This window comes from Mycobacterium sp. E136, from assembly GCF_001666865.1.
Taxonomy (GTDB): Bacteria; Actinomycetota; Actinomycetes; order Mycobacteriales; family Mycobacteriaceae; genus Mycobacterium.
This window is the reverse complement of the sequence record NZ_LZJE01000390.1, coordinates 1-8643: the sequence shown is the minus strand read 5'-3', so window position 1 is coordinate 8643 and position 8643 is coordinate 1. Positions and strand designations below refer to the sequence as shown.

The 8643-nt window shown below is 68.7% G+C and carries 5 protein-coding genes; 2 read left to right on the top strand and 3 right to left on the bottom strand.

Features of this window, described 5'->3' with window-relative positions; all coding sequences use genetic code 11:
- Positions 1 to 2624: arabinosyltransferase domain-containing protein (locus A5698_RS26545; RefSeq protein ID WP_068303225.1), on the bottom strand; the 2624-nt coding region annotated here is incomplete at its 3' end.
- Positions 2621 to 5947, bottom strand: coding sequence for an arabinosyltransferase domain-containing protein (locus tag A5698_RS26540; RefSeq protein WP_068303219.1), 3327 nt, complete (start codon positions 5945 to 5947; stop codon positions 2621 to 2623). The genes A5698_RS26540 and A5698_RS26545, both read right to left, overlap by 4 nt.
- A gap of 107 nt (positions 5948 to 6054) precedes the next feature.
- Between A5698_RS26540 and A5698_RS26535 the strand changes: the two genes are divergently transcribed.
- Positions 6055 to 6411, top strand: a complete 357-nt coding sequence (locus A5698_RS26535; RefSeq protein WP_068303218.1) for a PadR family transcriptional regulator — start codon at positions 6055 to 6057, stop codon at positions 6409 to 6411.
- Positions 6411 to 7769 carry a permease prefix domain 1-containing protein gene (locus A5698_RS26530; RefSeq protein WP_068303220.1) on the top strand — a complete coding sequence of 453 codons (1359 nt, stop codon included), beginning with the start codon at positions 6411 to 6413 and terminating at the stop codon, positions 7767 to 7769. The genes A5698_RS26535 and A5698_RS26530 overlap by 1 nt, the downstream gene beginning before the upstream one ends.
- Before the next feature lie 66 nt (positions 7770 to 7835).
- Here the strand turns inward: A5698_RS26530 and A5698_RS26525 are convergent.
- Positions 7836 to 8643: arabinosyltransferase C-terminal domain-containing protein (locus A5698_RS26525; protein WP_197506906.1), on the bottom strand; the 808-nt coding region annotated here is incomplete at its 5' end.

Sequence of the window (8643 nt, the reverse complement as noted above, 5' to 3'; positions counted from 1 at the left end):
CCGCGCCGCGCATACTCCAACTCGACGGTCTCGCCCTCGGTGCGTCCGTTGAACACGCTGTTGCCCGTGATGGTCCCGGCGGCGGTGACGACCACGAGCGGATGCCCGTCGTCGGCCGCGGGCAGTTCGTACCACGCCGACGCCAGCGTGCTCTCCTGCTGCGGCCCTTCGACGTAGCTACCGGCCAGCGGCACCTTCTTCGGGTCGAGCCCGTACGGCAGCGGCACGGTCGAGCCGTTGATCCCGGGGGTCTTCAGCTTGGTCGGCTGATCCCAGTCGTAGTCGGTGCCCGGCATCGGCAGGTTGACCCGGATCGCCTCGGCGACAATCTTTTCCGGCACGCCGTCAGACGTGAATCCGACGGGTCCGACACCGCCCAGCGGCCCGAGCGGTCCGTAGTCGCCGGGCAGCGGCGTCAGGAAGCCGTCGTTGGCGTTCGGTTCGACGAGCACGTCGTCGGCCAAACCGCAGCCGCCGGTGAATGCGCGCAGGTTGGCCCATGCATTCGAGTACGTGGGGTACTGGCGCACCACGCCGACGACCATCGACCCGACGAAAACCACCACCATGAAGCCCGCGACAACAGGAATCGGCGCCGCGGTCAACGCCCTCGCGATGCGACCTTCGCCGCGGGTCCTCGACGAGAAGTGCAGCCAGGCCGCCCATATCGCCGCGATCGCGAAGAGCACGAAGAAGATCGTGCTGACCGTGACGCCGCCGAGCTTCGGTTCGTCGTTGTTGAACGGGACGCCGTAGCTCGATACGTACCACCAGCCGTTGGTGGTCGCGAAGCACAGCGCGATCACGAACAGCACGGCCGCCAGGAACGCCATCCGGTTACGCGACCACGCCAGCACCTTCGGCGAGGCCAACACCGTCGCCAGCGCTGCCATTGCGGCGCCCACGGCGGCGAACAGCCCGAAGTGATGCACCCACTTGGTCGGGGTGAACATCAGGAAGAACACGGTGCCGAGGATGATCCCCATCAGCCGCCACGCGGGACCCCGCGCCACACCGGGCACCCGTCCGCGCCGCAGCATGATGAACATCGAAGCGAAGAGCGACAGTGCGGTGATCAGGAAGCCGAACCGGCGCGACAGCGATCCGTCCACCGTCGGCAGGATCAGGTAGTAGTACCGCAGGTTTTCGGTGTACCACTCCTGGTTGGGGCCGATGGCGGTGCGAATCCTGGTGGCTTCCAACACCGTTGCGATGGTCTGGTCGAAGAAGACCACGGTCAGGATCACGGTGCCCGCGGCCAACAGCGGCAGCAGCAGCGGCCACAGGCCCACCGCCTGACGCCGGCGCACGAGGATGCGCAGCAGCGGGCGGCCGCCGGCCACCAGCGCGGCCACCGCGATCAGGCCCGTCGGCTGGATGCCGAGCGTGAACGCCGCCGTGATGATCGCGAACGCCGCGGGGGTCAGCCGTCCGGAGGTGATGGCCCGCTCGATGAGCACGTAGGTGATCAGTGCGCCGGTGGCGATCTGGCCTTCCGGGCGCAGGCCGTTGTTAAACGGCATCCACGCGGCCAACAGCACCAGGCCGGCCGCCCACAGCGCGGGCTTGCTCGCGGCGACGGCGGGACCCAACCGCGGCAGCACCTCGCGAGACAGCAACAGCCAGCACAGGATTCCGCACACCAGGTCGGGCAGCCGCATCCAGATGCTGGCGTCGCTGACGCTGGTCATCATGGCGAGCAGGTTGTAGTACCAGCCGAACGGATCCTCGGGGCTGCCGAACCACCGGAAGTAGTTCGACATGTAGCCGGCGTGGCCGGCCACCCGCGCCATGCCGAGGATGTAGCCGTCGTCCGACGAGTTGGCCCCGATCACATGCCAGAGGGCGAAGCCGCCGATGACGACGACGTCGGTGGCGGTGAACGTGCGCCACCGCTGCGGGATCAACCTGCGCATGCGCCTGCCGTCCGTGCGGTCCAGGCGCCACAGCGCGAGTAGCGCGATCGCCGTCGACACGATCGCCAGCACCATCGCCGTCAGCTTCAACGGCGTTGGCTGGGTGGTGAATCGGGTGTCGATCTCCGCGGACAGGCTCAACCCCGGTGGCGCGGGCCCGGTCAGGTCGGTGAACACCCCGACGATCGCCGGACGCAGATTCGGGTCCGGGAAGCCGGTGTACTGCGGCGAGCCGTCCGCCTTTGTGAGCCCGACGAACGTCGCGAAGGTGCCCTCCTCGGAGGACGTGATCTCGATGCGCGAACAGCCTGGGGCACCGTCGGTTCCGACCACGCGTGCCCGGGGCACGCTGGCCACCACGACGTTTCGGTCGGTGATGTCGACGCGTTGCGTGTTGACGGTGACGAACAGGCTCTGCAGCGCGGCCTGTTTACCGTCCTTGGGCGCGGTGCCCAGAACCATTCCGCCGCGCGGCGGCATCGAACGGATCACGTCGCACGGCACCGTCACCGTCATCCGCACCGGAGTCTGCGTGATCAACGGTGCGGTGATGCTGTTCACCTGCCCCTGCTGGGGCCAGTTCAGCGTCGCGGTCGTCTGTTCCACGGGCAGCAGCGGAGTAGCCACCGACAACACGAAGCCGATCAACCCTGCGATCGCCGCCACCCAGCGGGCGATGCGCACGTCGGAACTCGATGTCTGTCTCATGGCAGCGCCCTGATGGGTCCGTTTCGGCTCCAACCGAACACGCGCTCCGTTCCTTGTTCGACAACCGCGTCGGGCGCCTCGGCTTCGGGCACGACCCGCAGATAGCGCTCGATCGAACCCCAGTCGCGGTACCAGTCGTCACGCAGGTACGTGGGGATCGTCGCGGTGCGCAACAACGCCTGGATGAACAGGAACGGGCCGCCGTCCTGGGCAGACTGCCACTGGTTCGACGACACGACTACCTGCTTGAGGTTCGGAAGGATCCGGTATTCCGGAAGTTCGGCGACGCCCAGATGTTCGGAGAACGGGCGCTGGCAGGGGAAGTTCGCGGCCGTCGCGATGTCCATCAGCACCGGCGTCTGCGAGCCGAGGAATTCTTGCGCCGTCTCCAGCACCGGCGCGCGCGGCGGGGTGAACGCGAACCACTGGTCGGTGGACAGGTTCGGGTCATCGGCGACGATGCGCGCGACGTTCGCCTCCGGTGGCGCGGTCGTGAGCGGGAAACGCAGGTTGCGCCAGGCCTTTTGGGGTCCGGGGCCGACGTCGATCGGTTGCACCTCGGTCAGCGGCACGTAACTGCCGTCGGGACGGTGCTCGCCCCACTGCAGCTTGAGCGACTGTCCGTAGTTGAACGAGCCGTCCTCCTCGTAGAACCAGATCGCGCCCGCGGCAGCGACGGTGACCAGCGGCCGGTCCGGAGTGCGTGGCGGCAGCTGGTACCACGCCGACGTCACCTTGGCCGCCACGGTGTTCTCGTCGTAGCTGCCCATCACCGGCGTGCGCTCGGGGTCGAGCCCGAACGGCAGGAACACGTTCGAACCGTTCACGCCGACAGGTCCGTAACCACCGCCGGTGCCTGCGGCGAAACCGATCCCGATGTTCGGTTCGTTCGGGGATCCGTCGGAGTTGACCGTGCCGGGGTTGGCCGTGATCGGCTCGGGCGGCTCGAGGGTGTCGCTCACACCGTTGGGGGTGAAACCGACCGGATCCTCGCCGCCGAGCGGGCCGTACTCCCCGAACCGCTGGCCCGGAACCGGTTGCAACATACCGGCATTCGTGTCGGGCTCGACGAGCACGTCGTCGGCCATCGCGCAGCTGCTGTCCGAGAGCCCCGACTGCAGTGCCGAAACGTTCGCCTTCGCGGTGGTGTACACGGGATAGCGCTGCACCGCGCCCTTGGCCATGGAGCCGACCTCGAGCACCACCATGATCGTCGCCACCACGAGCAGCGGCGTCGACGCGAGCACGCGGTTCCGCTTGGTGTTGGCGACCTGCGTGTGCCCCGCGTAGTCCATGCGGAAGTGCAACCACCCGGTGAGCAGGCCGGTGACGATCGCGAGCGCGAGGAAAATCCCGGTCACGGGGATGCCCGCGATGACCGGCTGCTTGTCGAACCACGGCACACCGTAGTTGCCGACGTAGAACCAGCCGTTGATTCCCGATGTGGCCCAGGCCAATACGAACAGCAACGCGGTGACGTAGAGCGCGAGGTTCCGACGGCTGTGCAGCCCGACGCGGGAGAAGGCGAACGCCGTCACCGCCCCGAGCGCACCGGCCAGCCCGGCGAACGCACCGAACTGCACCGCCCACTTGGTAGGCGTGAATGTCAGTAGCAGAAGGCCGATCGCGGTCGATCCGATCAGCCGCCAGACCGGGCCGCGCGCCATGCCGACCACGCCGCCGCGCCGCAGCAGCACCGCGAGCATGCCGAACAGGCACAGCAGCAGCACCAGCACCGCGAAGCGCCGGGTCAGGGACGAGTCGACGCTGTCCTCGACGGTGAGGAAGTAGTAGCGCAGGAACTCCTGGTACCACGCGATCGTCGGGCCGACGACGTACTTGATACGGGCCGACTCGGCGACGGTGGCCAGCGTCTGATCACGGAAGACCACCACGAAGATCAGCGCGAGCGCGCTCAGTAGCGCGGCCAGCGGCGCCAGGACGCCGTCGACCGGACGGCGGACGCGTACGGTGCGCACGATCGCACGGGCCCCCACCAGCAGCGGCGCGATGGCGATCAAGCCCTGGGGCGCCAGCGTGACGGAGAAGACCGCGACGACGATCGCGAGCGCGGCCGGCCACGTCCGCCGGGTGGCGACGGCGTTCTCCACCAGCACCCACACGGCGACCGTGCCGAAGGCGATGAGCGGTTCGGGTCGCAGGCCGTTGTTGAACGGCAGCCACGCCGCCAGGAACACCGCTCCGGCCGTCCACACCGTCACCCGGTTGGCGGCCGGGCCGCGGCCCAGTCGCGGGACGATGCAGCGGCTCACGATCAGCCAGGCGCCGATGGCGGCCAGCGTCGCGGGCAGGCGCATCCACACGCTTGCGGTGCTGACCGAGGCGAACGCCGACAGCAGCGATTGGTACCAGTCGAACGGGGCCTCAGAGGCGCCGAAGAAGCGGTAGTAGTTGGCGTTGTAGCCGGCGTCGGCCGAGACCCGCGCAATCGTGAGGTTGTATCCGTCGTCCGACGACAGGGCGCCGATGACGTGCCACAGCAGCAGCGTGCCGACGACTGAAAGGTCGGCCATCCAGTGCCAGAAGCCCGCGCGCCAGAAACGGCGCCAGGCGCGCGGCACGCGACGCCCGGAGCGGCTCCGGAGCCCAATGTCGCCGCCGGAGCGGCTCCGGAGCCCAATGTCGCCGCCGGAGCGGCTCCGGCGGTCCAGCACCGCCAGCGCGGCGATCGACGCGATCACGCAGGCGACCCCGAGCACCATCACGGCGAGCTTGAGCGCGGTGGGCGAGGTGATGAAGCGGGTGTCGACGTCGATGCGTGCCGACAGTCCCTCCTGCGCGGCCACCTCCATATCCGTGAAGACCCCGGCGACCTGTGGTTTCTCCTCGGCGGGCAGGGTGCCCGCGGAACCGGGAAGCCCGATGAAGTCGGCGCCGACCTCACCCGGGTTGGCCCAGATGTGCAGCGTGCTGCAGGCGCCGCCCTCGACGGCCGGGCGCGGTGCGACCGCGGCGACGGAGTCGCGGAACGCCACCACGACGACGTCGCCCGTGGCACGCACGAACAACCCGTTGCGGCTGGCGTCGATTCCGCCCGGGGGGACGGTGGAGAGCACCAGGCCACCGTCGGCGGGCAGCGTGGCGACGGCCCGGCAGGGAATGGAGATGTCGAGGGACTGCGGCGCACCGGAGACCAGCGGGGCGGTGATATCGCTGACGAACCCGTCGGGCCCCGTGCCCTGTGGCCACAGGATGGTCGCGGTGGTCTGTTTGACCGGCAGCAGCGGGACCAGACCGCACAGCAGTACACCGGCGATGCCTGCGACGACGGCGATCAATCGCGCGATTCGATGAGCAGGCACGAGCGTCGATGGTAGGCGACGAAATCTCGTGAGTCGGTGACGCCAGGCCGATATGCCTAGAACTGCTAGGGTATGACCTAGATCTGCTAGGTATCGGAGGTGGCGGCGTGCACATCGACAAGGACCTCGTTGCCGCGTCTGCCACCCCGTTGGTGCTCGGCATCCTGGCCGACGGCGAGTCGTACGGCTACGCACTCATCAAGCGGGTCAACGAGTTGTCGGGCGGGCGGATGCAATGGACGGACGGCATGCTCTATCCGCTGCTGCACCGGCTGGAACGCCAGGGCTACGTCTCGGCGGACTGGCGGGTCTCCGACGGCGGGCGCCGCCGCAAGCACTACGCCATCACCGCCGCGGGGCGGGAGGTGCTCGCCGAACGGCGCCGCCAGTGGACCGTTGTCGCCGAGGCGCTCGACCGCGTATGGAAGCCGTTGTCCGCCGACGTCGCGCCGGGGTGGGCGTGATGGTGGCGGACACCGAGCTCGAATCGCAGATCGCCCAGTGGCGTGGTTACGTTCAACGCCACCGCGCGATCGCCGCGGCGGACGTCGAGGAGATGGAGGATCACCTCCGGGAGCAGATCGCCGACCTGTCGCGCTGCGGGCTCTCCGATGACGAGGCGTTCCTGGTCGCGGTGAAGCGGATGGGCAACGTCGACGCGATCAGCCGCGAGTTCGCCCGCGAGCACTCCGACCGGCTGTGGAAGCAGCTGGTGCTCGTATCTGAGGAATCGGGGGCGACGGCCCGGACGAACCGGGAGCTGTTCGTCGTCCTCGCCCTCGGCGTCGGCGCGGGCGTCGCGGTCAGGCTGGGTTCGGCGCTGCTCGACGACGAACTGACGCTGTGGCGCAACATCGCGTTTCTCGTGTTCCCGTTCCTGGCAGGGTATTTCGCGTGGAAGCGACGGTTGGCGTGGCGGCAATGGGCCGTGCTCGCGGTGCCGGCCGTCGCGCTCGCGGTCGCGATCAACACCTACCCGTTCGGTGACGACGTCTTCGACGATCCCGACACCGAGGCGCTGGCCGGAATCCATGCGCCGATCGTGTTGTGGCTGCTGGTCGGATTCGCCTACGTCGGCGGTAGATGGCGATCCGATTCGCGCCGAATGGATTTCATCCGGTTCACCGGTGAGTTCGTCGTGTACCTGACGTTGCTGCTGATCGGCCTCGCGGTGCTCTTGCTGTTGACCGGCGGCGCGTTCGACGCCGTCGGACTGGACGCCGAGGAGTTCGTCGGCGATTGGGCGTTGCCGGTCATGGTGCCGGTGGCGGTACTCGTTGCGGCGTGGTTGGTCGAGGCCAAGCAGAGTGTCATTGAGAATATCGCGCCGGTGCTGACGCGGGTGTTCACGCCGCTGACGATCGTCATGCTGCTGGCGCTGCTGGTGGCATTCGCGACCGCAGGCAGCGTGATAGGCGTCGACCGCTACCTGCTGATCCTGATGGACCTCATCCTGGTGTTGGTGCTGGGGCTGCTGCTGTATGCGATCTCGGCCCGCGACCCGCTGGCCCGGCCGACCGTATTCGACTGGCTGCAACTGGTTCTCGTGCTCAGCGCGCTGGCGGTCGACGTGCTGATGCTCGCCGCGATGCTGATGCGCATCGCCGAGTTCGGCTACAGCCCGAACAAGGTCGCCGCGCTCGGTATGAACCTCGTGCTGCTGGTCAACCTGGCCTGGTCGGCGTGGCTGGTTGTCGGCTTCCTGCGGCGACGGCGGCCGTTCGGCGACGTCGAGCGGTGGCAGACGCGCTACCTTCCGGTCTACGGGGTGTGGGCCGCGATCGTGGTGTTGGCGCTGCCGCCGTTGTTCGGATTCGTCTGACGGGTTGATTCCACGCAACACCCACCACATGCGTGCGATCAACCCGCTAAGCCCGCGATGACGCTTCTACGACAACCGCAACGGCGCCGGGCTCCACAGCCCGCTGCGCGTCGCCGTGCCGAGGTCCAGCCGAGCCTCCGCGGCGTTCGGGTACCACGGCGTGAGTTGTTGCAGCGAGCCCCAGTCGCGGAACCAGTCGTCGTCGAGGTAGGTCGGCACCGTCGTCGCGCGCAAGAGTAGCTCGGTGATGCCGAGCGGACCGCCGCCGAGATAGTCCATCACCGGCGAGTTCGCCTCGGCGCCAAAGCGGTCGGGCAGAATCCGCCACTGCGGCACCTCGACGACACCGTTCTGATGGCCGAACGGCCGCTGGCACGGGAACGCCAGGCCGACCAGCCAGTCGAGCAACACGGGGTCCGACGACCCGACGACGTCCTGCAGCGTGCGCAACTGTGGTATCCGCGGCGGCGTCACCGCGATCCAGTGCTGCGGATCGAGGTCGTCGTCGGAGGCCACCAGCCGGATCTGGGTGGCCTCCCCCGGTATCGCGTCCAGCGGAGCGCGCAGGTTGCGCCACGCCGGAGACGCGCCGACGTCGGCGAATCCGATGGCGCCGCCCGGCTCGTCGGCCGCGGCCTGCTCGTCGGTGGCCCACTGCACGGCGACCTCACCGGCGTCGAAACGCCCTGCCGCGGAAACGACCAGCAGCGGACCGACGTCGTCGCGCGACGGCAGGCGGTACCAGGCCGAGCGCAGCTGCGCGGGCTGCTGCGTGCCGGGACGCCAGCTGCCCATGACCGGTGTGCTCGCCGGATCGAGCTTGTACGGCAGCCGCGCCCGCGAGCCGTTGACACCCGCGGCGGCCGTCGTGCCG